This window comes from Prevotella communis (assembly GCF_022024175.1).
Taxonomy (GTDB): domain Bacteria; phylum Bacteroidota; class Bacteroidia; order Bacteroidales; family Bacteroidaceae; genus Prevotella; species Prevotella communis.
Genome location: NZ_CP091794.1, coordinates 493,340 through 518,304 on the forward strand (window position 1 = coordinate 493,340; position 24,965 = coordinate 518,304).

Here is a 24,965-nt window from a genome sequence, read left to right on the forward strand (position 1 = left end):
ACCTATGGAAAGGGGCCATGGAATCGATCTTGGATTGATTCCACTTACCTCCGTTAGGTAAATGACAGGGAAAACACAGCAGATAACCAGAAATTTGTTCAAATGATAATCTGACATGCCCAAGGCAGGACGCTTAATTAGGATTTCTTCCATCTACGATATCTTGATACTTTCTGATATTTTTAGTTATTGTTATGTCGCCATATTGACGTGACAAAGGTAGGATAATTATTTCTATCCTCCAAGTAATTTACATCTTTTATTACTGTAAACAGGTGCCTTCAAAAGTACCTGTTTTAATATCATTAGAGGTAAAACTACGTTTATTCCCATTCCACCGACATTACAGACGTCTTAACTAGTCCGTTATTGTCATAATGCGTACCAACAATTCGCGTAACCAAGCCGTCAGTTAAGAAATATTCGTATGTATCTTTAAAGTTTTCATCCTTATACGTTTCACTATTCATTTCGAAAGTCGATGGCAAATACTGAGGTTTCATGCCAAAATAGCCAGAATCCAGCAGACAGCCGTCTTCAAGGATTGAATATGGGATGATCATCCCACTCTTCCAAGGATTGTTTGAATATGAATAAGAGTACTTTGTATCGCCATTTCTTAGCTCCATGAGGTTATTGCCTTCCCAAACAAAATCATCACGATAAAGGACCTTACCATTCTTTTCTCTCGTTTTCGAAATCAATCTTTTAACGTCATCATAAGCGTAATAGTCAACAACCGCACCAGATTCATAGCTGTTTGTTATACTATCCCTTACAATCAAGCCATTTTCCAGTGTATACTTGTGTCTTTCAATATCTAGTTTACGCTCCCCTGTAGAATATGTAGACTCAGTAATCTCTTCGCATAAGATAAAATTATCCCCATACTGATACCTCCGATCATAAGCATACGTATGGTAGGAACTATCAACGTCATACACTCTGGTAACTCTGCCTCTAGAATCGTATGTATACTCGCTATAGTATGATTCATCAACAGAATCTTCCAGCCATTCTACATATTCTTTTCCTTTTGAAATCATCCTGACAACGTGTTTGGTACTGTTTCCATTTCCATTGTCTTCTACATCATCACTATCGCAAGAAGATAATCCTGTAGCTAATATAGTAGCCATCATAATGGTTACCAGACACAAAGCATTCTTTTTCATATTGTTTTTTGGTTATATTAATTTGTGTAACAATCTTTTCTGGTGCAAAAGTACAAAATTGTTTTATAAAAAGCAAGGAAAGTTTCTTTTTTTTATTTTGGTGGGCTGCTTTCTGTTTTGTAGGAAATAATTTGGCTGTTTCAAAAGAAAGTCTTACCTTTGCGCCTGAAAAGATTGTTACAAACAGCTATGAAGAAAATTAAAATTGTTTTCCTGAGCATGGTCGCCTTGCTGATGGCGAGCTGTGCACCAAGGGTGGTAACGGATATGTACACCAGCGAATATGCTGCGTTGTCACCAGATTCCGTACGCGTGTTCTTAATGAATGAAAAAGTGCCTGAGCAGACGCTGGCGATAGGTACGGTGAAGGTTGTTGACAGACTATCTTTAGTGGGTAGTTTTGAGCAGGTGCTCGGCATGGCTGTGAAAGCTACAGCAAAGAATGGTGGCAACGGTCTGGTCATTACCAAACATCTTATACCGGATAATCGTAGCAATATTCACCGTATATGGGGCACCATGCTGCGTATGCCAGAGACTGAGAGTGATACCAGCGTCGTAAAGGGGGCTCTTGACCGTGCACTTGCTCAGCCTGCAAATAATCAGTATATGGAGTCGTATCAACCTCTATACGAAAGTCTAAAAGAAATGAACAAGAATGCACCACGCAATATCCTGCGTTTCAGCGTAGGACCTTCATGGCTGATTTCGGATTTCCAGGTTGGTAAGAGAGTTTATAAGTCGAAGTGCGGTGTTGACGTGTCGGTGGATTATGACCACGTGTGGACGTCGGGCCTCGGCCTCGGTGTCAACTACCTGCACAACTATACGTCGTTTGAGGAAGGTTTTGATCAGCGTTTGGACTATATAGGTCCCAGTCTGGTGTTGGCATTGCCTTCTGACAAGTGGCGTTGGGATATGGCTCTTGGCTTTGGCTACTGCAGATATTCGGAGTCTGTGGGCAACCTGTCTGTTTCAGAAAGTCATATAGCACCGCTGATGCGTATGGGGTTGGAATACAAGGTGAGCAGTCAGATAGCACTGGGCGCACAGATGAATATGATTACCGTAAGACTGGATAAGCCCGAAGGCTTCGAGCTGAAGGATAATGAGTTTTATGGCATCAAGCGCTTCGGCATCCAGGTGGGTATGCGCTATTACTTCTAATGGAAATAAATAATAAAGGTGCCTTGCGGGGCACCTTTATTATTTTTCTTTATTCGTCATAGGAAACTTGCTTGCGTAGCAGGTTCACCTGCGTGACGTTGATATAGTAACCATTGACGAAAGCACCATATTTTCTGAGGTTTTCTACGTCCTTTGCCGTGAGGCGGATTCTGTAGGAGGTGGCTGTGCTGCTCACACTGGCACATCCCCATTCGTTGAGCTCGGAGTCGTTACCCTCAAGCGTCTCATCAGTGGTGTTGTAGATGGTCTTGAACACCCAGTACTTGGTTTCCGGGTCGTCCTTGTTGACCTCGAAGATAAACTCAAGCTTGTCGCCCTCGTTGGCTGAGGCGAAGTTCTCTGGTTTGAGCACAAAGCCGCCAGTCCAGTTCTCAAAGGCACATTCGCCCTTCCAGATACGGGTGGGAACCCACTTGGTATTGTTGCCTGGTGTCAAGTAGACATTGCTGATCCTGATGTTGCACGAGTCGTGCGGCTGAAGCACAATCTCATTCACTGACGTAACATCCTGTCCGTCGAAATAGCAGGTCAGCGAGGTAAGACCAGGTTTGCCGACGGTCTTGAACTTATTGGCCACCACCACCTGTACGGGTACGGGGAGCGGGTCGATGAACTCGAAGGTGACCGACTCATAGCCAGACAGGTCGGAGGGCATGTTCTGCTCAAGGAAATTGCCCACCAGGCCACCCCAGGGGATACCATTGTAGATAACGTTCTCGTTCTCGTCGAGGCCACAGTTCTCGTAGATGTTCCATGTGCTAGTGAACTTCAACGTGACGTCGTTGGCATCAACATGTCTGCTTTCCTCTCCACAGGCAAGGAGGAACAGCGCTGCTGACAGAAAAAGGATTAGTTTTTTCATCGTGGATTGTTTTCGGCAAAGATTGCCATTCGCTCTTCCAATTGGTCGTACTGGTGATCCTCAATAAATGAGGTGCAGACACGCAGACCCTCCTGATGAGAGCCTGTGGTGATGAGACAGATGGCAGAAACGCCGTAGTACATCAGCTCGCGAGCCAACTCGCCGCTGGTCATGCCTGGATAGCCAATGGTGAAATAGAAGCCGTCGGCAATAGGCTTATCGAGGTCTTTGTCGTAGACAATATAGAAATTGTGGCGACAGAAGATTTCCTTGAGTTTATGTGCACGCTCGCCATACACCTTGATATCGTCGCGGAAGCGGTACTCGCCGTCGCAGGCGGCACGGAACAGGGCTGCCAGGGCATACTGGGCCGAGTGGCTGGTGCCTGATGAGAGGGCATAGAGCATACGGGTAGAGAAAACCAGTCCGAAGGGCAGTCCCTCATAGCGATTGGCCAGGTCGGGGAAGTGACGATGGAACAGTTTGTCGCTGATGCACACCACGCCGATACGCTCGCCGGCATACGAGAAAGCCTTTGAACCTGAGATGAGCAACATGTAGTTGCCTGTATAATGGGCTACAGAGGGCTGATAGGGTGCCTGGAACGGTGTAGAGAGGTCCTGACGGAAGTCCATGGCGAAGTAGGCGAGGTCTTCCATCACGATGGCATCATACTTTGTGGCCAGGGTGCCGATGGTCTGTAACTCCTGCTCGGTCATACAGATCCAGGCGGGGTTGTTGGGGTTGCTATAGACGATAGCGCAGATCTTGCCCGTAGAGAGGTAGGACTCCAGTTTGGCGCCCAACTTGTCGCCACGGAAGTCGTACACGTCGAAGGTCTCGTATTTCACGCCCTGCACCTGCAGCTGCATCTTCTGAACGGGGAAACCTGGGTCGATAAACAGTACGGTGTCCTTGCCCTTGGTAGCCTGCGAACAGGTGAGGAAAGAGGCAAAGGTACCCTGCATAGAGCCGCAAACGGGTACGCACCCCTCGGGGGCAATGTCCACATTAATGAAAGCCTTGACAAAGCGAGAGGCCTGCTTCTTCAGTTCAGGGTAGCCCTGGATATCGGGGTAGGAGTGGGCTATGCCATCCTGTAAAGCCTTAATCTGAGCATCCACACCCACCTTTGCGGCAGGCAGACCGGGGATACCCATCTCCATCTTGATATATTCCACGCCGCTCTCCTTCTCGGCTTTGGCAGCTACCTGTTTTACTTCACGAATGGTAGCCTTGGCAAAATCCTTGATGCCGAGGCTCTCTATGAGAGTGTCTACGATTTCTTTCTTAATCGGTGTCGGTTTCATTGTCTTGTCGTTTTAAGTTTCCCTTTATAGTAAAAAAAGGATAGGTCATTTGTGTACCTATCCTTTTCTGAACTTACGTTTATCCTGAGCCTCTTGTCGGATTCGAACCAACGACCCCGAGATTACAAATCACGTGCTCTGGCCAACTGAGCTAAAGAGGCGGGTGGGCAGCGGTCTGCATCGCGTCGCTACGACCAAGTACCCTTGCTACGTTCCCATCCTGGGGGATTCCGAGGGAGCTGACCGTACAGGACTGCCCGTGTTTTGCGGGTGCAAAGGTACGAAAAAAAGTGAAGAGTGAAGAGTGAAGAGTGAAGAATTTGCTTCCGCCTTGGAAATTTTAACTATTTTTTAAGACAATGCCCTCGTTATGTGCAAGAAAATGCGTACTTTTGCACCGTCATACATTATTATATAACAAAAAGAAAAGACGTGACTGCACCAGAATATAGACAGTTGAAAGCCTTCGCCCGCGTTGACGGAGCATTGCTGGCCGTGCTGATGATTACTTGTTTTGCCTGTTATGTCGCAGGTCTTACCTCCCCACTGTATGGATTCCTGTCGATTGTCGCCATTGTGATGATGCCTTTCTTTGCGGGCATCCGCCTGAAGCGCTTCCGCGACACAGGACTGGAGGGTAGTATCTCGTTTATGCGCGGCTGGGCTTATATATGCCTGATGTTCTTCTACGGCGGACTGATATTCGCCCTGGCTCAGTATGCCTATATGGCCTATATGGACAAGGGCTATCTGGTGATGACGATTACCAATATACTGGCTTTGCCGGAGAATGCTGAGGTCATCAAGCAGTTGGGTATGGCCGATCAGGTGAGCGAGAGTATCCACATGCTTCAGGCTATGCGCCCCATTGACTTCGCGCTGAACATGCTCACAACGATTATCATGGGTGGCATCATGCTGGGACTGCCCATTGCGGCTATCATGAAAAAGGTGAAAGTGGATTATTAAAGGATTGAAATCAATATAAGACAATGGATATATCAGTAGTAATACCTCTGTATAACGAGGAAGAGTCGATTCCCGAACTCTATGCATGGATTGAACGTGTGATGAACGAGCATAACTTCTCGTATGAAGTGATCTTTATCAGCGATGGCAGTACAGACCGCTCGTGGGATATCATCACCGAACTGAAAGAGAAATCTGCTCATGTGAAAGGTATCAAGTTCCGTCGTAACTATGGTAAAAGTCCTGCGCTCTATTGCGGCTTTGAAGAGGCCGAGGGTGATGTGGTTATCACGATGGATGCCGACCTGCAGGATTCACCCGACGAGATTCCTGAGCTCTATCGCATGATTACGGAGGAGAGATACGACGTTGTAAGTGGTTACAAGCAGAAACGCTATGACCCCCTGTCAAAGACGTTGCCTACAAAGCTCTTCAATGCTACGGCTCGTGCCGTGAGCGGTATCAAGAACCTGCACGACTTTAACTGCGGACTGAAGGCTTATCGCCATGACGTGGTGAAGAATATTGAGGTCTATGGCGAGATGCACCGCTATATGCCTTACCTGGCTAAGAATGCCGGTTTTGACAAGATTGCCGAGAAGGTGGTTCACCATCAGGCTCGTAAATACGGTGAGTCGAAGTTCATGGGCTGGAACCGTTTTGTGAATGGCTACCTGGATCTGCTCACGCTGTGGTTCCTGAGCACCTTTGGCAAGAAACCTATGCACGTATTCGGTTTCCTGGGCACCATCATGTTCCTGATTGGTTTCTGTGCTGCCTTCATCCTGGGTGTAGGAAAGGTGCTGGGCATGCTCTATATCACAGACTCAGCTTTCTTCTACCTCTCGCTGACCATGATGATGATGGGTACGCAGTTCTTCCTGGCTGGCTTCCTGGGCGACCTGATTAGTCGTACGTCGAATGTGCGCAACGAGTATCAAATAGAAAAGAAGATATGAGGTATTTCTGCCTTTCAGCCTTCCTGCTTTTCCTTGCGGCTTGCTCCACCATCGACTGTCCTGTACAGAACAAGGTGGCGGTGAACTATGCCGTGAAGACCATCGTAGGGGGCGTTGAGGTGAACGACACGCTGAAGGATACGCTGTATGTGTGGTCCACACGCAGCGATGGCGATGATACGCTGATTTTCAACAGTGGCATTGATATCAGCTCGTTCTCCCTGCCTGTCAGTTATACCCATCCAGAGGATAAACTCGTGTTCTGCCTGGTAGATACGAATAAGGTGGCTAAGATAGACACCGTGTGGATTAAGAAAGAGGATATACCGCATTTCGAGTCGGTTGACTGCAGTGCGCATTTCTTCCACACGCTGACTGCCGTACGTAGCACCCACGAGGCGATTGACACGATTTTCATCAATAATCCGAAAGTAAACTATGACCCGTCTCTCGACCATATTCACATCCACTTCAAGAAGTAAGCGGTGGCTTGTTGTCATCCTGGCGCTCCACTTGTCGCTTCTTTCATCTTCCGCTCAGGGATTCCTGAAACTTGAGCGCGACACGGTGCCGTTCTTTCGTGGCTTTGCCGTATCGGCAGATCTCGTGGGACTGGCGCAGATGCAGTTGGGCGACTATGGTCAGTATGAGGCTGCGCTGCGTGTGAACCTGCACGACCAGTATTTCCCTATCCTGGAGGTGGGCGTAGGAAGGGCAAACCATGAGGACGATGAGGTGACGGGTATCACGTATAAGACCAGTGCCCCTTATTTCCGCCTGGGTGTGGACTTCAATATCATGAAGAATAAGCATGCGCCCAACCGTATCTATGCTGGCTTGCGCTATGGCTATACCAGTTATAAGGTGGATATCAGCCGGCAGACTTTCCCCGACCCTGTGTGGAAATGGGATACATCGTATGGTGTGACCGACGAACAGTGTTCGCAGCACTGGGCAGAACTGGTCTTTGGCGTAGATGCGAAGATTGCCGGTCCTTTGCATCTGGGATGGACAGCCCGCTATCGTAACCGTCTGAGCCATAACGACGGACAAATGGGGAATACGTGGTATGTACCTGGATATGGCATTCAGGATTCATCGACGCTGGGTGTCACGTTTAATGTTATCATAGATATTTAGTTCATAGTTGATGAGACGTTTACTTTTTATTGCTTGCAGTTTGCTGTTGCTCGTTTCCTGTGCTCAGAAGGAGTATCGGCAGAACTCTAATTTCGTGTTTGGTACTATCTATAATATCACGTATCAGAGTGATAAAGACCTGCAACAGGAGATAGAGGCCGAACTGATGAAGGTGGATGGTGAGTTCTCGATGTTCAACCCTCAGAGTACCGTAGCACGTATCAATAGCGGCGACTCTACCGTGGAGCGCAGCGAGATGTTCAATGAGATATATCAGTTGGCACAGACGGTCAGCAAAGAGACGGATGGTGCCTTTGATATCACCGTGGCACCGCTGGTGAATGCGTGGGGCTTTGGTTTCAAGCATGAGCAGTTGCCTACACCCGAGCAGGTGGATAGTCTCTTGCAGTTGCGCAACCAGATGGACTTCAGCGCTATCGCGAAGGGCTATGGCTGCGATGTGGTGGCTCGTCTGCTGGAGTCTCACGGCATCCATAATTATATGGTGGAGATTGGCGGTGAGGTCGTGGTAAGTGGTAAGAACGCGAAGGGGGATGACTGGCATATCGGCATCACCAAACCTACAGAAGACTCGCTGAACGTGGAGGGCGAGATGCAGACCGTGCTGAGTATTACCGACCATGCCATGGCTACCAGTGGCAACTATCGTAACTTCTACTATCAGGGCGGACGGAAATATGCTCATACCATTGATCCCCGTACGGGCTATCCTGTACAACATAGTTTGCTGTCGGCTACGGTCTTAGCCGAGAATTGTGCCACAGCCGATGCTTATGCCACCTCGTTTATGGTGCTTGGCGTAGAAGGTGCCAAGGCCGTTCTAGCCCGTCACCCTGAGCTGATGGCTTATCTCATCTATACCGACGAGAAGGGTCAGCTGACTACCTGGGCATCGCCAGCCCTCTCAGATTTTCAATAAATCTGTTCATCTGTAAATGTGTTAATATGTTACTGTGTCTTTAAAAAAGATACTCTGTCTTTAAAAACGTTCCTATGTCTGACTTCCGGTTATACGACAGTTTATTGCGTTTCCCTCTGTTTCAGGGCCTGAGTCGTGCGGAGTTACTCCAGTTGGCCGGACAGACGAAATTCGGTTTCCTGAAACTAGAGGCAGGGCAGACGGTCGTACGCGAGGGTGATGCGTGTCAGCAGCTTTTCTTCCTGATTAGTGGCAATCTGTCTGTCACCACCGTGAATGATGATCGTCGCTATAGCGTCATTGAACAGTTGGCTGCTCCCTGGCTCCTGCAGCCCGAGAGTATCTTTGGTGCTCATCCGCAGTATCAGAGTAGTGTGACGACGCTGACGGAGAGTCATTTCATTACGCTCACCAAGGATGAGGTGCTCCGATTACTCGATGACTTCCTGATTATCCGTCTGAACCTGCTGAATCTGTTGGCCACGCAGTCGCAACGCCGTGGTCGCTGGCCTTGGCGTAAGGCTCCATCCGATTTGCGTCAGCGCATCATCCGGTTCTTCCTGGATCATAGTGTCTATCCTGCAGGTCCCAAGACATTCCGTATCCTGATGAACCAGTTGGCCCAGGAGGTGAATGACAGTCGTCTGGATGTGTCGCAGGTGCTGAATGCCATGCAGGATGAGAATCTCCTCCGCCTGCGTCGTGGCATCATCGAGATACCCTCCCTGGAACACCTCTTGATGTAGTATCACTTCTCAAAGTGCTGATAGTCTTTCGTGCTGCGCCAATTGCCGCCCCACGAAAAACCATGTTCGATGAAAAGTTGGTAGCAGAGGTCGCCCTTTTCGAGCTTATAGGGGTATTTGTTCTTCCTGTTCGTATATTTCCTTCCGGCCTTGGGCTGTACCCATGTGCTCCCGTCCTTGCGCGTCTTCACGCAGGGATTCTGCAGGGGATTGATATCGATAGCCAGCCCCTGTGCATGCTTCGACAGATGTTTGCTGCCTGTGACGACGCGGTAACAGAAACAAGAGGTGTTGTTGGCTGTCATAGAACGTTCATCATTGGCGTCGTAGTCGTCAACGAGTGCCATCCGTTCAATAGGGTAGTGGGCTTCGTACAGCTTCTGGAAGATATCCAGCAGGTCGGCAGCAATCTTACGGTTGCACACCAGTTCTCCTTTGTGTACCTTCCCGTCGGCATCATAGTGTAATACCTGCAGGTATCTCAGGTCGCTGCGTTTGATGGTGCATCCTTTGGGATACGACTTCCCCTGCATCCGTGCAAACACGGCGTTGCTGAGCGTGTCAGCGGAGAAACCCTTTGTCTGGGCCATCATCTCAAGACTCAGGCAACATATCAGTAATATAAGGTATATCTTCTTCATGGTTGCAAAATTACGTAATATCTCCTGAAAAGCCAAATCATTTTAGGCATTATAGGGATTTTCCCCAGCGAAATAGGGAAACACCCCCTGAGGTTTAGGGACATCCTTTTGCGCCGTTATGGGAAAAGCCGTATCTTTGCACCAGAATCAGTCGAGATTCTATAGGTTTGTTTTTTAGGTTATTGTTTGCTTTAAGTACAATAAGGGCACAACCGATGCGATATCGGATGTGCCCTATTCTTTTATGTATGCGGATCTTTTACTTCTGAATGAACTTCACCGTCTTGACGCGGCCCTGAGCATCTGTATAGCGGGCAATGTAGCAGTTGCCACGCTGTGGCGTGATGACAGGCTGACCGGCCAGATTGTAGAGTGAAATCTGAGAGCCGTGAGCTGAGATCTGGGCTATGTCGATGCCAGTAACGTCGCCCTGCTCTACAGGAACGAGATAGCTGGTGCTGATATTGCTCTGGGCAATGGTAGGCACGTTCATCACGAAGATATCACTGCCACCGTCAGGATAACGGCCTACGGTCTGGTCGGCCTGATGGGCTGTATAGACCAGACGGTCGCTCCACGACTCATCAGCAGCGGTGAGAAGTACGCTGCCGCCATCAGCATCCAGTTTGAAGGAAGCGTGCAACTGGTCTTTTGACTCCAGTTTGTCGCACCATACGATGAGGTAGCCGTGGGCAGGAATCGTGGTGGATGCCTGTGAGTCGCCCTTGCTGATCTGATATTTCAGGGGCTTCTTCTCGTTATCGCTGAGGTACATGCCGGCCACGTCGATGTCTTTGTCGGTGGTGTTGTAGAGTTCCACCCAGTCGTTGCGCTTGAAATACTCATTCACGTGGATACCATTGGCAGCGCTGACCTCATTGATACGTATGGGGGTGAGGCCCTGCGAGGTTTTCTCGGCATCGGTGAGGGCCGTGAAACAAGCCTGCAGTTTGACGGCATCGGTACCCGTGACGCTGATTGCGGCATTGGTAGAATACTGTGTGCCACTCTTCTTCCAGCAAACGAAGCGGTAGCCGGCTGGGGCTTTGGCCTCCAGACTGAAGGTGCCGAAGAGATAGCCCTTGAAGTAAGCATAGGGTACGTTGATGCCATTGAGGGTGAGTGTGGCACCGTCAATATCGGTGGTGAGTTCCACAGAACGCTTGGACGTGCTGCTGAGGCCGAAGGCACTGAACTGCTTCATGTAGTCGGCCATGGTGCTGGCGCGTCCGCTGAGGCTGTTCTTGATCGTGCTTGCTGCACGGTCTGGGTCGTGTCCGTCGTTGATATACTGCTGTTTCATGAGCTGGCACATAGGCTTCACCTTGTCCAGCAGTTCATTGACGATATCCGAGGCGATACTGGGTTCGAAGACACTGCCTCCCATCAGACAGAATGTGGTGATGAACTTCTGACGGTAGTCGGTATTGTTCAGCAGGTTCAGGAAGAGGTTCACGATATCCTTGTTGTAGCTGGTGCGTGGTGCACTGTCGTTCTTGAACCTTGCGAAATTGGTGAACGGATTGTTCTCGCTGTCGCTCCAGCAGCCCTTGAAGGCATAGTCGAGGTCGAAGCTGATAAAGCGGTAGCGACCGTCGTTCCTGCTGCGATAGGCCTTCATGTTGTTGTCGGGCCAGTCATCATTATAGAGGTAGAACGTAGCAGCCATATAGTTGGTGAACTCATCAATGTCGAGCAATGTCTGCAGTTCTTCGTAGGCAGTGTTGTCGGAAGCCTGTTTGCCCAGTTCGAAGATACGCTTGATGGCTGTGTCATCACCATTCTTCATGGTGAGGTTCTCAAAGGCATCCTGTTCCTCGTCATCATAGCCGAAGTTGGCATAGGCAAACTTGTCGTTGTTGGGCTCACGCATATTGAACACACCACGCAGCTGTCCGTTGACATATTCTATCACGGGTACGTATGACTGTACGTCGAGGTCGATGCCGGAACGCTGGATGATGGTCTCAAGGGCAGGGTCAATGAAACGGGCATTATGACGCCAGATATCATTACCTCCGTTACGGATCAGGAGGGTCTTGCTGCGGATATAGGGCTTCTGTGGGAAGAAAGGATAGTCAAACTGGTTCTGACCGTCAAACACCTTGCTGCTCTTCAACTTGAACGAGCGGTATTGCTGACTGCGGGTGTAGCCGCCAGAGGCACTGATGTTGACATCCTGGTTGAACAGCATCTCGCCGTCGGTGCTGATATACGAGAAGTTCACAGGACGGTCCCAGTCCTGATTGTAGTTCTTCGGACTGCTCTGTCCGTTGCCAGTCTTACCATTTGTGCCGTCACCGTCGCAGTCGAAACCTATCTTCGGGTCGGTGAAGTATTTCTTGTCGCCCACGATGGAGATGATGGGCAAGGTGTAGTTGCTGCTGGTCTTGATATAGCTGCGGGTGACGGGTACGCTGGGCAGGTAGCCGTCCTTGAAGAGGCGGACGGTGAGGTTGGTGGTATTGTCGAAGGTGAACTTGCCATTCTTGCTCTCCTTCGTGGCTTCTAAGGTTGTGCCGTCGTCGGTATAGAGTTCCCAGCTCACGTTGTCGAAATAGTAGTTGTTGTCCTTCTTGTCAACATTCAGGTTGAACACGATGGACTGCATCCTGCCTGTAGTGCTCTGACCTGACCAATAGTCATAGCTGGCACCTGTCTGCTCATTGGTAATCGTGCCTTCGTAGGCAATCTCCTTCCATTGGGTGGTGACATTATAACTGCCGTCCATGATGCTGCCGTTGATGTAGTCGTGGGGCGCACCGTGGGCCTGTGTGGTGATGCGGGCGGCCTTATCGGCACGTACCATCATGCGGAAACGGTATTTCTCGCCAGTCTGCCACACGTGGTCAGGGGTGTAGACAAAGAGCTGGGCTGACCAGTCGTTGGATGCATTGGCAGTACTGTGTATCTTGATGCCCCGGGAACCATTATAGCCTGCGCCGTCGACGATACGCTGCACGTCACCGCTGCCGTTGGCATCGCGGCTTACAAGGCAGGTGGCATCCGTACCTTCACAGTCGCCATTGACAATGAAGTCCGTCCAGGGGGATGCTTCCGCTCCACCCTTGGGTGCTGTGGGCAGACTGCCATCGGTGGTGTACATCAGACGGGCACCGTCGGGGATGGTAACCTTGACGCTCAGGGTATTCTTGAAGATGGTACTGCCTTTGTCGACAACGGGTGCTTCCAGACGCTCGCTGGCAAAGACGGACGTAGCATTTGATGCCTCTGGGGTAGGCGTGGAGGTCCAGCCCCATTCGTTGCCACCATCCGTGGTACGTGCGTAGGCCGTACGGCTCATGGCCGACGGATATTGCAGGTTATCTACGACGGTACCGTTCTTATCCTTGAGGATGATGGTGCCACCGTCGCAATCCAGTTTGAACGGGGCCTGGTTCGACTTGATATCGTTTGAACCCATCCAAACGACCTTATATCCTTTAGCGGGGATGCTGCCTATGTTACTGGGCATCTGCCAGCTATGGTCTGCATCATCGCAGAGATACATGCCGGCAAGGTTGACGTTCTGATCGCTGGGGTTGTAGAATTCTACCCAACTGTCGAAATTCGTGGCAGGACTCATCACTGATCCTGCGTTGGAAGCCATCAACTCGTTGATGACTACTATTACAGACAAAATACTAGTCCACATTTTAAGTTAATATTATATAGGTATAGGTTTACTATTATATAATATACGAACAATGGGACAAAATCCCCGAAAAAATGTCTTCCAGACACGCAATGGCGTATCTGGAAGACAACTGTATAGGGATTGTAATTGCTTACTGCATGTCGTAGACCACCTGCATGAGGCGCTTGCCCAGGGCGTCGGCCTCCTCCATGGTCTGAGCCTCGCTATAGACGCGGATGATGGGCTCGGTGTTTGACTTGCGCAGGTGAACCCACTTGGTGGGGAAATCAATCTTCACACCGTCGATATCATTGACCACAGCCTCTGAATCGGCAGCAAACATCTCCTTCACCTTCACGAGGATGGCGTCGACATCGGTCTCGGGTGTGAGGTCGATACGGTTCTTGGCAATCTGATAGTCGGGGAACGTCTTGCGCAGTTCGCTGGCCTTCATACCCTTCTGGGCCAGACTGCTCAGGAACAGACCGATACCTACGAGGGCATCACGGCCGTAGTGGCTCTCAGGATAGATGACACCGCCATTACCTTCACCACCAATCACGGCACCTACTTCCTTCATCTTCGTAGTGACATTGACCTCGCCCACAGCTGCAGCGGTGTACTTGCCGCCGTGCTTCTCCGTGACGTCGCGCAATGCACGGGTAGAAGAGAGGTTGGATACAGTGTTGCCCTTGTCGTGTGACAGCACATAGTCTGCTACAGATACCAGGGTGTATTCCTCGCCAAACATCTTGCCGTCTTCGCAGATGAATGCCAGACGGTCCACGTCGGGGTCAACCACGATACCGAGGTCGAAACCGCCCTGCTTCATCTTATCCATGATGCCCTGCAGGTTCTTCTCCAGGGGCTCTGGGTTATGGGCGAACTGACCGGTGCATTCGCTGTTCAGGATCTCGAAGTCAACACCAAGTGCCTTGAACAGGTCGGGCAGGATGATGCCACCTACAGAATTGATGGTGTCGGCGCAGACACGGAATTTACGGGCCTTGATAGCCTCGACGTCAACCAGACGGAGGTCGAGCACCGACTGGATATGCTGCTGGTTCATGGTGTCGTCCTTGATAACACGACCCAGTTTCTCCACCGGAGCGTAGTCGAAGTCTTCCTTCTCGGCAATAGCCAGTACCTCAGCACCGTCGGCTGCAGTCAGGAACTCACCCTCGCTGTTGAGCAACTTCAGCGCGTTCCACTGTGTGGGGTTGTGAGAGGCGGTGATGATGATACCACCGTCGGCCTTGTGCCAGCGTACTGCCAACTCGGTGGTTGGTGTGGTAGCCAGACCAATATCAATCACTTCGTAGCCCATGCCGACAAGCGTGCCACAGACAACGTCGCGTACCATGGGACCAGAGATGCGGCCATCACGGCCTACAACGATTTTCTTTCCGTTGATAAACGTGGCGTATGCCGTTGTGAATTTCACGATGTCCAGGGGGTTGAGCGTGTCACCCGTATGTCCGCCGATAGTACCGCGGATACCTGAGATAGATTTGATAAGTGTCATAAAATTAGTATGTTCGTTGATAACTTATTTCGTAATAATAGGGATAGACATAGCTGGACGCTGTGGTGTGACCCTTGGAGTGGGGCACAATCAGCTTGACCTGGGCAATATGTCCTGTCTCATCGTCCTCGCGGCCTACATTGATATAGGGCAGCGGTGACAGCAGACCAGCGGCTACGGATGACGTGCCGTAGGTAGAATACATCAGACTGCCTGAAAGGAAGTAGGCAGAGTAGGATGTACCGGTGCGCTGTACCACCATATAGTCGGGATCGTAGGGGTCGGTATCGTTATAGACCTGTGTGGAGTCCATGATGCACATCTCAAAGAAACGCATCAGGAGCGTCACACGTTCATTGTTCTGCACAGGTGTACCGTATCCCTTATGTACAATCTGCATGTAAACACCGTCGTTGTTCAGATAGACATACTCGTTCTTGGCGGTATCGGTCATGTCACCCTGGGCGTGGAAGTCGGCCTCAGAGATCACATTGATGCCCTGTTCGGCAATGAAGTTCCTGATAGCTGCGCGCTCCTTGTCCTTTTTCTCACCGTAGGTCTCGTAGTCGTTGCATGACGTGAAACTGACGAGACAGCCAAGAATAGCCATAACGAAGAATACTTTTCTCATGTAGCTTATCTTATTTTGTTTAACTTTTCAATTTGTCCTCGAACGCCAGGATAGCCTTTTGGGCAATCTTGACAGCTTCCTCGAGCGAGCACTCCAGACGGCCGCCAGAGGCATTCAGGTGACCTCCGCCGTTGAAGAACTGTGCGGCAACCTCATTGCAGGGGAAGTCGTCGACAGAGCGCAGGCTGACCCAGATAAGGTTCTCTTTCTCAGTGTCCTCACGCAGGGAGATGCTCAACTTCAGGCCTTTGATCTGCTGTGGGATGTTGACCAGTCCCTCGGCATCGCCCTTGATGAAGTGGAAACGCTTCAGGTCGTCACGGCTCAGGGTGAAATAGGCTGCATGACGCGCTGCGTCGTACACCATCTTCTCGTAGAGCACGTAGCCCATCAGACGGATGCGGTCTTCGGAATAGTTATGATAGACGTTACGATAAATCTTGTCCTTGTTGATATGTTTCGTGAGCAACTGTCCGATGATGAAGAAGATATCAGGATCATTGCTGTTGAAGGTGAAACCGCCGGTATCTGTCATCATGCCGCAATACACGGGGATGGCAAAATGTTTGGTGGCTTCGGGGAAGAGCCCCAGCTGCCAGGCCAGGCGGAACACCAGTTCGCAGGTAGAAGAGGCCTGCGGAACAGAGATGGTGAGCGCATCCTCGACATCAGGATCCAGATGGTGGTCGATGAGCACCTTCTTTGCCTTGGTTGACGTCAGGGCCTCACATATCTCGCCCGTACGACTGAGTGAATTGAAATCCAGGCAGAAAATGAGGTCGGCGTGCTGGATGGTCCAGTCGCAGCCCTCCTTATGCTTGTCGTAACGGATAATTTTCTCGGTGTTGGGCAGCCACTGCAGGAAGTCGGGATACTGGTCGGGAATAATCATCTGGGCTTCTTTTCCCAGCATACGCAAACATTCCGTCCATCCCAGCACAGCACCGATGGCATCGCCGTCGGGACTGCGGTGGCATACACAGATGATAGTGTCAGCATGAGAAACAAGCGTGCGGAGTTGTTTGCACGCTTGTTCTGTTATAATGTTGTCGAGCATTTAAAACAGTTTGTTGGGGTAAACACCCTCGTCAACCAACTTCTGGATGCGGGCAACGGTAGCATCGCGGTCGGCAGCATAGGTTACGCCGAACCATACGCTGGTGGTATCGAGCACCTCACAGGTAGCCGTACCATCGTTGATGAGCTTGTTGACCATGAGGGGGATGAAGAACTCGGCCTTCAGATTCTCCATGTTCTTAGGATCACTGAGGAACTCCTTGAAGTAAGCTTCTGAGTATTCGAAATAGTCGGGTGTGAAGCCCCACATGTTCATTGATACAGGAGCGTTCTCCTCCAGAGCCTGCCATTCGCCCTGCTCGTCCTTGTACTTGATAACGCCGTCCATACGCAGTATCTCGGTGCGCTCCACGACGTCAGTCAGATGACGTTTGTCGTTGTAGGCACATACACCGCGGGCCACACTGCCGTTCTCACTCAGCGTGTTGCATACGCGGAAGCCTACCATGGCGTACTTGTTCTTTGTTCCCTCGGGCAGTTCGCTCAGGTACTTACCAATCTGCATGAAGGCATCACGACCGTAGAAGTCGTCACAGTTGATCACGCAGAAAGGCTCCTTGATGACGTCTTTACCCATCAGTACAGCATGGTTGGTTCCCCAGGGCTTTACACGACCTTCTGGAGCCTTGAAGCCCTCGGGCAGTGCATCGAGTGCCTGGAAGCACAGCTCGCAGGGTACATGACCCTCATATTTGGCCAGAATCTGGGTGCGGAACTGCTCCTCGAAATCCTTACGGATCACCCACACGATTTTGCCGAATCCAGCCTGGATGGCGTCGTAGATACTATAGTCCATGATGGTCTCGCCGTTGGGGCCCAGACCGTCGAGCTGCTTCAGGCCGCCATAACGGCTTCCCATACCTGCTGCAAGAAGAAATAGGGTTGGTTTCATTTCGTTTTGTATTTGTATTTATTATTTTCGTGGCAAAGATACTACTTTTAATCGAGAATTGAGAATCGAGCATTGAGAATTTGCCTCTGCTCTACCTTTTTTAACAATAAATGACGGCTTTTTCCTCTCTCCTCATGCCACGCTTATCGTCTTAGAAAGGATATCCGATGGCGAAATGCAGGGAGTGCATATCCTTGAAACGGGGGATGTTGAAGTAGCCCGACTTGCCCGTGTCGTAGGGCAGGTGGAGACCGAATCCCCAGTCCACACGGATTACCAGGAAGTCCATGTCGTAGCGCAGTCCCAGGCCCGTGCCGGTAGCCAGGTGCTTGAGGAGCTTGCCGGGCTTGAACTTCATGTCCGACACATCCTGGTTCCATTTATCCACGAAATCGTGGTCGTCATCGTCCACGTCGCCATAGCTCAGCGTATAGTCGCTGTTGCTCCAGATGTTACCTGCATCCAGGAAAATAGCTCCATAGAGACTGCCCACCAGCTGGCGGCGGTACTCCAGGTTCATCACCAGTTTGGAGTCACCATTCTGCAACAGGTACGATATCTGCTTGTTGCCCACGCCGCCCATCGACGGATAGGCGCCAGGCCCGATGCTGCGCACGGTAAAGGCGCGGATACTGTTGGCACCGCCCACGTAGAAGCGTTCACTGAAGGGTGCCTCGGTAGAGTTGCCGTAGCACCACATCCAACCTGCGTTGATATGGCCTACCACCTGCGACTTCGAGTCGATGGGCCACGTCTTGGTCACGTCGGTCTCAATCTTCACGTACTGGGAGTAGGGGTTCTTGAAGAGCGTCTTCTCCTTCTGGTTCCATCCGTTGCCCTGTATCAGCACGTCATAGAGTGCCGTCACGTTGCCCGACTCCTCTATCGTGGTCTCCCAGCGTACGGGCGAGTGGTGCTTCTTGGCCGAACCCTGATAGGTGAAGGTGTAGCGCATCTTGGGTATGAAGTAGTCATCCATCGCGGTCATCAGGTAGGGATTCTGGTTCAGAAGCTCATTGAACTGTGCCGTACGGGTGTTGATATACTGGTATTTCAGGGTGATGGGCGAGAACTCATGACGCTTGCTCTCACGTGGTTGCCAGCGATAGGTCCACTCACCGCTCACGATGTGCATCTTGTAATAGTCGGGGCGGTTGATGATGTCGGTGGAAACCTTGGCAATGGTCCAGGGAGTGGCAAAGAACTGTCGTGGCCGTTTGACGTGTCCGTTCTTGTCGCGCTTCACCCTTCCGTCCTTGTCGCGCCTGGGTGAGTCGCTGACGAAGGGTAGCAGGATGCGCGGGAATTCCAGGGAGGCATCGGCACCATACTGATACGTGTTCATGTTGGACTCCTGCGAACTGGTCTGCCATTCATACGAACCGTGCAGGTTGACATCCAGTTTCTCGCCGCCACGGAAAGCATTGCGCCGGGTGAAACCCAGTTTCAGCTCAGGTCCCATGCGACCGATGGTACGGTTCACGAAGTTGGTCTCCAGATACACGTCCCAGGGCTTGTCGAACGTGCAGTTGAGCGTCAGGTCGAGCGTGTCGCGGTCACGCGGTGTGAACTGCAAATCGACGGATGAGAAGACGCCCGTGCCATTGATTTTCTGGATGGACTTAGAGTAGTCGGCATAACTGAACAGTCGGCGTGGACGCAGTTTCAGGTCGCGCAGGATGACACGCGGACTGATAGGCGCATGTTTCTTGCCTGTGCCATAGAAAATCTTCAGGAAGCGGCGGCCGATGCTGTCCGTCATCTGCTGACGGGAACTCTCACGGAGTTGCATCCTGATGTTGCCCACATACCAGGGATGCAGGGCCTGTTCCGGCAGCGAATCGGCCAGCTGCAGACGCAGTTTCGCCCTGTTGCGCACGTCGAAGGTATCTGCCAGGTAACTGGCGTAGCCCGACTGGTAATAGTAGTAGCCGTTGTTGCGGAACAACTGACTGAGACGTGAGCGCTCGGCATCCAGTGTGGCCACATTGAACGGGTCGCCTTTCCTGGCCTGCGCCTCCTGCTGCGTGGAGTCTATCAGCGCCTGCATCTGCGGTGGGAAGTTCACGTAGCTCAGGGTGTCAATCGTAAACAGCGTGTCGAGGGTCACCGTATAGCCTATCTTCATCTTTTTCGGATTGCGCTGGGGCTTCTCCTCATACGTCACCTGACCGTGCATGTAGCCGTTCTTGCGGAGTACCGACTGGGCCACCGAGGCACGCAGGGCGGGGTTCACCTGACTCATCAGCACTGGGGCCTTGCCAAATGACTTGTTGAGCCATTTCTTGATCTTGCCGCTGGAGCCGTAGGCATAGTTCCATATCCACAGTCCGTAGGGGAATGGCGTGCGATAGTAGCTGCTGCCGAAGAGGGCACCGTTGGGCGCCGTGGCCAGTGCAGCCTCCACCTCTTCCTGCGTGGCGATGAAGTTGTCATCGTCGACATAGTTCTTGTATTCTATCTTTGTCAGACCGGTAAACAACTGGTCACCATCGGGCACATGCTTCGTAGTGGAGCAAGCCGACAGGCATACCATGCCAACCAGTAGGATCAGGAGTTTAGCGTATCGAGTCATTTCTTTGAGGTTTGATGTCTGACGTCTGAGGTCTGAGGGCGGAGGCCTGACGTCTGATGTCTGATGTCTGAGGGCGGAGTTCTGTTTTCTGAGGCTTGATGAGCTCGCTCAGTCTCTGCAGCTTCTTCTTCCAGATATAGCCGCCGCCGTATTTGCTGGTATAGCCCTCCAGCCAGTCGTATGAGTTCTGGTCGTAGAACAGTTTGACGTACTGGTTGGACGTAGGACTGAGGCGGTACTCCATCGTGACATTGTCGAAGAACGACTGGTTCTGGCCGTTCTGCTGGGCGGCATCGTTGCCCGATGACACCTTACCGCCTATCTGCACCTTCAGACGGTTGTTCCAGAAACGTTTGGCGAACTTGAACGAATAGTCGGTATGGGTCTGTCCGGTGGCATCGGTACTGTTGTTCAGTCCGACGCTCAGGTCCACGCTCTTCAGGGCGTTACCCGTGATATTGTTGATCTCGCTCTCCAGGAACGAACTGAGGGCCGAGTTCATGGAGAAACCACTGGTGTTGCCGTCGGCCAGATACATGCCCGTGGTCAGCATCGTGACAGCCAGTTTGCTGCGCTGTTCGGTTGACAGCGCACTCAGTTCGCTGTTGATGCTGTAGTCCTCAGGCGCCTCAATGATGAATTCCAGTCCCATCTTGTTGAGCGAGCCTGTGATGGCCACGCCACAGTTGAAGGCCACGCTGCGCGTCTGTTCGCCCTCCTGTCCTACACTGGCATTGGTATGCTCCGTTGCCGTGATGTTCAGGGTGGGGTCCATCGCGTCGCCAGTGAACTCCACATAACTGCCGTCCTGAATCGTGAATGTCTTCAGGGGTATCACGGGGAGTGAGTATTTCATCTGTCCGCTGGTCATCGTATAGCGTCCGGTGAGCCGCAGTTCGTCCGTACTGTAGATCATGCGCAGGTCGCCACCGCCAAAGAGGTCCACGTAGTTGCTCAAGTCGGCATTCAGGCCGCATTTCACGTGGGTGCCTGGGTCGATGCTGATACGCAGGTCCATATCCAGTCCGCCAGGTGCCGGACGGTGTACGACGGTCTGTGTGGTATCGTTGAAATCGGTGAATTTCACCAGCTCGTCCAACTGGTTGTCGGTCGACAGCGGTGAGTCGAGCAACAGGTACGTCAGGTCGGTGGTGCCCAGCACGTCGAGTCGTCCGCGCATCTTCAGGCGTTCCACCGGTCCGCTCATGCTGGCGTAGAAGTTCACGTATCCCTTACCGTAGGCTATCGATTTCGCCGTCTGTCGTGAGTTGATCAACTGGTAATTGGTGGCACGCATGCGCAGGTCCATCGTCATGTGGTCCAAGTCGTGGAAATCGATATTACCCATGATATTCAGCGGGTTATCGTTATAGGCATACATGGTGAAGTTCTCCAGCAGCAACTTCGACTGCTGTATGCGTACGGGGTCATTGTCGAAGCGCAGGCGGATGCCGTAGGGCTGACTGATAAGGAAGGCCGAGTCGACGTATACCTCACCGTTGACGTTGGGCTGGCTCAGCGAACCTTCCACGCTCATCTCACCCTCGGCATAGCCCTCGAAGCCAATCAGCTGGTCAGGTATGAAACCGTTGAGCAGGTCGAGCGGTGCACGCATCAGGTTCAGCGTACCGTCTATTTGTTCGTTGCCACCGGTCACCTTCTTGTTCCTGTAGTTACCGCTGAAGGTGGCCACCTCACGTCCGTTCTGTGCCAGTGTGCCCTCTACGGCGTGCGTGTCGTCCTCGCGCTGCATATACACAAACTCCGTGCTGAGCGTACCCATGTCGCAACCCTCGTAGCTCATGTTCCTTACCTGCATGTCGCTGGCCACGGATATCTGTTTCTGCTCGTCCATCATCAGGTGGTAGTCACCGTCCAGCAGACCTGTGATATGGGGCATGTAGGGGATGGCGGCCGTCAGCTTGTCCAGGTCGAAACGGTTCAAACTGATGGTGAGGTCTTGCAGCAGCGTAGAGTTCTGGTCTTCCGAATAGACCCTCACACCCGTGCCGTCGTCGGCCAGCAGACTCACCTTGGCCTGTAGCCTGAGGTTGTTCTGGAGGAACAGGAAGTTGTCGTCGTTGAGCGTGAACACCCGGTAGCCGATAGTTGGGTTGCTGGGCAACAGGTGGAAGCGCAGTCCGTTGTGCTCCATCTCTACCTTTGCTCCCAGGCGCAGGGCCAACTGGTCCTTGTCGTCATAGAAGCGTACGCCCAGACTGGCACCGTGCTCCTGCAGCAGTCCGTCGATGGTGGCGGTGAAGACAAACTGCGGATTCCTGCGGTTGTTGGCTATACGGCTCTGGAAGGTCAGTCCGTGGTTGGGCTTGTCTATAAGTGTCACGTAGATGGAGTCTATGCGTGTGGAGTCGGCATTCAGGCTGAACAAATGAGCTTCGCCGTTGATACCCGTGATGGGCGATGTGTTCACGTCGATCAGCAGTTCCTGGAAGTCCGTGTTGGCCACCGATTTCAGGAAGTCCGACATGGGGTTGTCGCGCCCGCTGGTCAGGTACAGGCGTGCCGTGGGCAACAGTGCCTTCAAAGTGGGCTGGTCTATGACGCGGCGGTTGAACTGTGACACCGCACTGTCGGCCAGTACCGACAGCTGGTTGACCAGAGGCTGGTAGCCACCGCTGGCATCCAGTTTCACAATCAGCGAACCACTCTGTGCCCGCAGGTAGGTGGTGTCTGGTCTCAGGTTCATCAGGATGCCCACTTTCTCCGGCCGGTAGCTCTTCATGGAGTCGCGCAGGTAGATATGGTCTATCAGTCCGCTCAGGCGGTGGGTGTCGTTCAGGTTGCTGTTCACCTCGAAGTCGCCTGCCAGTCCGATGGTCAGCGGGTCGGGGGTGACGCCCAGGGCATAGAGGTCTATATGACTCATCTGGGTAGACAGTGTCGAGAGGATGCTGTTGCGCTTGCCCTCCTTACTGATGCTCACGTCCATGTTGAGCGTGCCGTCAACCAGTGCGTTACAGGTCATCAGGTCTATCATGGCGTGCCCGTTCTTCAGGTGGGCCTGCATCTTGATATCATCCATGTTGTATTTGTCGTAGCCCAGGTGCGCTATGTTCACGTCGGCATCCATCCAGGTGCTGCGCTGCATGAAGTCGGTGCCCTTGCCTGAAATTGAAAGTTGAGAGTTAAGAGTCGAAAGTGGATAGTTGGGCAGGAAATGCTTCAGGTCCATGTTCTGCACATCGGCCTGCGCGTCGTAGGCCATCTGTCTGGCGTCGAAGAAGGCGCCCAGTTTGGCCGTGCCCTTACCCTCATAGGCGGTCAGCGAGGTCATATAGCGCTGTCCGTCCACCTGCACATTACCGTCGATGCTCAGTCCGTGGGGAATCCTGATGTCTTTCGTGGGTACGTCGAAGGTGGCCAGCAGTGGTTGCATGTCGTAGCTCTTGGCATACAGGTCTACGTCGGCCTCCATGTGGTCTGGATCCGTCAGGTTACTGATGGTGCCGCGGGCATTGGCTTCCAGCATCGTGGGCCACAGCAGTTGCTGGACGTTCAGCGCCAGGTGCTGCATGTTGCCCTTTACGTCGCCTTTCAGTTGCAGGGGCCATTCGGGCAAACGACTCATATCCATGCCGTTATAAAACCATGCCACGTCCTGCTTGCCCATCTGTGCATCCAGCGTGATGTCCATCTGTCCGGGGGCTACCGAGTCGGCTACGTTGAAGTCTACGTCGGCCCTCGCATAGATGTTGGTGTAGGGCGTTTGCAGGGTCATGCCGGGCAGGTGGATGGCTTTGTCGTCGAGGCTGACGGCACCGCTGAGCTCGTTGACCACCAGTCCGCATACATCCTTCATCGCCGCATGACGCACGTTCATCCTGGTCACCGGACTGGCGTAGAGTAGGGAGTCTATCTGCCAGTTGATGGCGCTCATGTCTATGTGGAAATAGTCCAGCAGTCCGGGCTCCTGACGCGGTTCGAAGGGCATGTCAAAACGGAACGTTCCGTTCTGCCAGGTAAACTTATCCACTTCGTAGCGCTCCTTTGCCAGGTTGATATGACTGCCGTCGGCCTGCATCTTCTCGGCACTCAGCGCTATCAGCATCGAGTCGCCGGGCATGTGAATGGAGAATTGAGAATTGATAATGGATAATTTGTTCGCGTCGATGATCCAGAGCAGGGGCTCCGACTCGGTGGTGTCAACGGCGGCGGTATCGCTCAGCAATACGGTGATGTCGGCATCCGACAGCAGGGCATCGCCCAGTTTGACGCGATTGCTGGCCAGTTGTATCTTGCTGGGACTCAGTGAGAAGCGGCCCAGCGCACCTTTCACCTGTACGTCGCTGATCAGGTCGAGTGTGTTGATGCGCGACTCCTGCAACTCCAGTTCATCTACCACGATATCACCGGCCAACAGGGGCATCAGTCCGATGCCTACCACCGCCCTGTGGATGTCGGCTATCGTGTCACCTTGTTGCACCACGGTGACGCCGTCAACGCCCAGGTCCAGCGGAAAACACAAATCCACGTGCTCCACGGTGATGTCGTAGCCCGTCTTTTCTGAAGCCACTTCGGCCACCTGCTGCACCAGCCAGTTCTGGATGGGCGGCACATAGATCAGCAGTGGCAGAGCCAGTACGGCTACAACCGTTACCGCGGCGATGATGGCAATATGTTTCAGACGGGATTTCATTCTGAGGAGTTAAATCTGAGGAGTTAAGGAGTTAAAGGAGT

The 24,965-nt window shown here is 52.0% G+C and carries 18 protein-coding genes and 1 tRNA gene; 7 read left to right on the forward strand and 12 right to left on the reverse strand.

Annotation, left to right across the window (positions count from 1 at the left end; all coding sequences use genetic code 11):
• Positions 1–323 precede the first annotated feature (323 nt).
• Complete coding sequence (locus tag L6466_RS01920) at positions 324–1,175, reverse strand: hypothetical protein (protein WP_237802246.1); 852 nt, start codon at positions 1,173–1,175, stop codon at positions 324–326.
• 189 nt (positions 1,176–1,364) lie between these two features.
• On the opposite strand from L6466_RS01920, the gene L6466_RS01925 reads away from it, so the two are divergent.
• Entirely contained in the window at positions 1,365–2,342 is a 978-nt protein-coding gene (locus L6466_RS01925) for a hypothetical protein (RefSeq protein ID WP_237802245.1), read from the forward strand.
• A 49-nt stretch (positions 2,343–2,391) separates the two neighbouring features.
• On the opposite strand, the gene L6466_RS01930 is transcribed toward L6466_RS01925, so the two are convergent.
• The 3 genes from L6466_RS01930 to L6466_RS01940 form a co-directional block, all read right to left on the reverse strand.
• Complete coding sequence (locus L6466_RS01930; RefSeq protein WP_237802244.1) at positions 2,392–3,225, reverse strand: hypothetical protein; 834 nt, start codon at positions 3,223–3,225, stop codon at positions 2,392–2,394.
• Positions 3,222–4,535: an aminotransferase class I/II-fold pyridoxal phosphate-dependent enzyme gene (locus L6466_RS01935; RefSeq protein WP_237802243.1), complete on the reverse strand. Its 1,314-nt coding sequence runs from the start codon at positions 4,533–4,535 to the stop codon at positions 3,222–3,224. The genes L6466_RS01930 and L6466_RS01935 overlap by 4 nt, the downstream gene beginning before the upstream one ends.
• Before the next feature lie 87 nt (positions 4,536–4,622).
• A tRNA-Thr gene (locus L6466_RS01940) sits at positions 4,623–4,696 on the reverse strand.
• Positions 4,697–4,967: 271 nt separating this feature from the next.
• On the opposite strand from L6466_RS01940, the gene L6466_RS01945 reads away from it, so the two are divergent.
• From L6466_RS01945 to L6466_RS01970, 6 genes are all read left to right on the forward strand, one after another.
• Positions 4,968–5,504, forward strand: coding sequence for a DUF4199 domain-containing protein (locus L6466_RS01945; RefSeq protein WP_237802242.1), 537 nt, complete (start codon positions 4,968–4,970; stop codon positions 5,502–5,504).
• Positions 5,505–5,527: 23 nt separating this feature from the next.
• On the forward strand, positions 5,528–6,463 hold the full coding sequence (locus L6466_RS01950; protein WP_091814034.1) for a glycosyltransferase family 2 protein: 936 nt from the start codon (positions 5,528–5,530) through the stop codon (positions 6,461–6,463).
• The gene (locus L6466_RS01955; RefSeq protein WP_091814037.1) at positions 6,460–6,945 is read left to right on the forward strand and encodes a DUF6452 family protein; all 486 of its coding nucleotides are present in this window, start codon (positions 6,460–6,462) and stop codon (positions 6,943–6,945) included. The genes L6466_RS01950 and L6466_RS01955 overlap by 4 nt, the downstream gene beginning before the upstream one ends.
• Positions 6,902–7,603, forward strand: coding sequence for a DUF6048 family protein (locus L6466_RS01960; RefSeq protein ID WP_091814040.1), 702 nt, complete (start codon positions 6,902–6,904; stop codon positions 7,601–7,603). The genes L6466_RS01955 and L6466_RS01960 overlap by 44 nt, the downstream gene beginning before the upstream one ends.
• 10 nt (positions 7,604–7,613) lie before the next feature.
• Entirely contained in the window at positions 7,614–8,543 is a 930-nt protein-coding gene (locus L6466_RS01965) for an FAD:protein FMN transferase (RefSeq protein ID WP_237802241.1), read from the forward strand.
• A gap of 74 nt (positions 8,544–8,617) precedes the next feature.
• Positions 8,618–9,289: a Crp/Fnr family transcriptional regulator gene (locus tag L6466_RS01970; RefSeq protein WP_237802240.1), complete on the forward strand. Its 672-nt coding sequence runs from the start codon at positions 8,618–8,620 to the stop codon at positions 9,287–9,289.
• 2 nt (positions 9,290–9,291) lie between these two features.
• Here L6466_RS01970 and L6466_RS01975 read toward each other — a convergent pair whose 3' ends face one another.
• The 8 genes from L6466_RS01975 to L6466_RS02010 all read right to left on the reverse strand — a co-directional run bounded on the left by L6466_RS01975 (position 9,292) and on the right by L6466_RS02010 (position 24,924).
• Positions 9,292–9,930, reverse strand: a complete 639-nt coding sequence (locus L6466_RS01975) for a M15 family metallopeptidase (RefSeq protein ID WP_237802239.1) — start codon at positions 9,928–9,930, stop codon at positions 9,292–9,294.
• 259 nt (positions 9,931–10,189) lie between these two features.
• Positions 10,190–13,570 carry a lamin tail domain-containing protein gene (locus tag L6466_RS01980; RefSeq protein ID WP_237802238.1) on the reverse strand — a complete coding sequence of 1,127 codons (3,381 nt, stop codon included), beginning with the start codon at positions 13,568–13,570 and terminating at the stop codon, positions 10,190–10,192.
• 148 nt (positions 13,571–13,718) lie between these two features.
• Positions 13,719–15,092 (reverse strand): phosphoglucosamine mutase, encoded by a 1,374-nt coding sequence (gene glmM / locus L6466_RS01985; RefSeq protein ID WP_237793509.1) that lies wholly within the window; start codon positions 15,090–15,092, stop codon positions 13,719–13,721.
• 4 nt (positions 15,093–15,096) lie between these two features.
• Entirely contained in the window at positions 15,097–15,723 is a 627-nt protein-coding gene (bamK, locus tag L6466_RS01990; RefSeq protein ID WP_237793508.1) for a BamK family beta-barrel-assembly machinery protein, read from the reverse strand.
• A 19-nt stretch (positions 15,724–15,742) separates the two neighbouring features.
• Complete coding sequence (locus L6466_RS01995) at positions 15,743–16,780, reverse strand: DHH family phosphoesterase (protein ID WP_237802237.1); 1,038 nt, start codon at positions 16,778–16,780, stop codon at positions 15,743–15,745.
• Positions 16,781–17,692 (reverse strand): nucleotidyltransferase family protein, encoded by a 912-nt coding sequence (locus L6466_RS02000; RefSeq protein WP_091814066.1) that lies wholly within the window; start codon positions 17,690–17,692, stop codon positions 16,781–16,783. It lies immediately after the preceding gene.
• Positions 17,693–17,843: 151 nt separating this feature from the next.
• A complete protein-coding gene (tamL, locus tag L6466_RS02005) occupies positions 17,844–20,267 on the reverse strand; it encodes a translocation and assembly module lipoprotein TamL (RefSeq protein ID WP_237802236.1) in 2,424 nt (807 codons plus the stop codon).
• Complete coding sequence (locus tag L6466_RS02010) at positions 20,251–24,924, reverse strand: translocation/assembly module TamB domain-containing protein (protein WP_237802235.1); 4,674 nt, start codon at positions 24,922–24,924, stop codon at positions 20,251–20,253. The genes tamL and L6466_RS02010 overlap by 17 nt, the downstream gene beginning before the upstream one ends.
• Positions 24,925–24,965: the final 41 nt, after the last annotated feature.